1 protein-coding gene is annotated in these 432 nt (G+C 66.4%); it reads left to right on the forward strand.

Annotated features, from left to right (window positions below; all coding sequences use genetic code 11):
- On the forward strand, nt 1-432 hold a 432-nt coding region (locus KBI52_RS00750; RefSeq protein ID WP_210804778.1), incomplete at both ends, for a phosphoenolpyruvate carboxykinase (ATP).

A 432-nucleotide genomic window follows, 5' to 3' on the forward strand; every position in this document is an offset into this window, starting at 1 on the left:
CACCGGCGTGCATACGGGCCGCTCGCCCAAGGACAAGTTCGTGGTGCGCGACGAGACCACGGAAAGCACCGTCTGGTGGGACAACAACGGCGCCATCACGCCGGGCCATTTCGACACCCTGCTGGCCGACTTCCTGGCCCATGCGGAAGGCAAGGAGCTGTTCGCCCAGGATCTCTACGGCGGCGCCGATCCGGCCTATCGGGTCAAGGCCCGCGTGTTCACGGAATTCGCCTGGCACTCGCTCTTCATCCGCAACCTGCTGATCCGTCCGGATCGCGGCGAGCTCGCCGACTACGTGCCCGGGCTGACCATCATCGACCTGCCGTCCTTCAAGGCGGACCCCGCCCGTCACGGCTGCCGCACCGAAACGGTCATCGCCTGCGACTTCAAGCGCAAGATCGTGCTCATCGGCGGCACGTCCTATGCGGGCGA

Source organism: Microvirga sp. HBU67558 (assembly GCF_018069605.1).
Lineage (GTDB): Bacteria > Pseudomonadota > Alphaproteobacteria > Rhizobiales > Beijerinckiaceae > Microvirga > Microvirga terrae.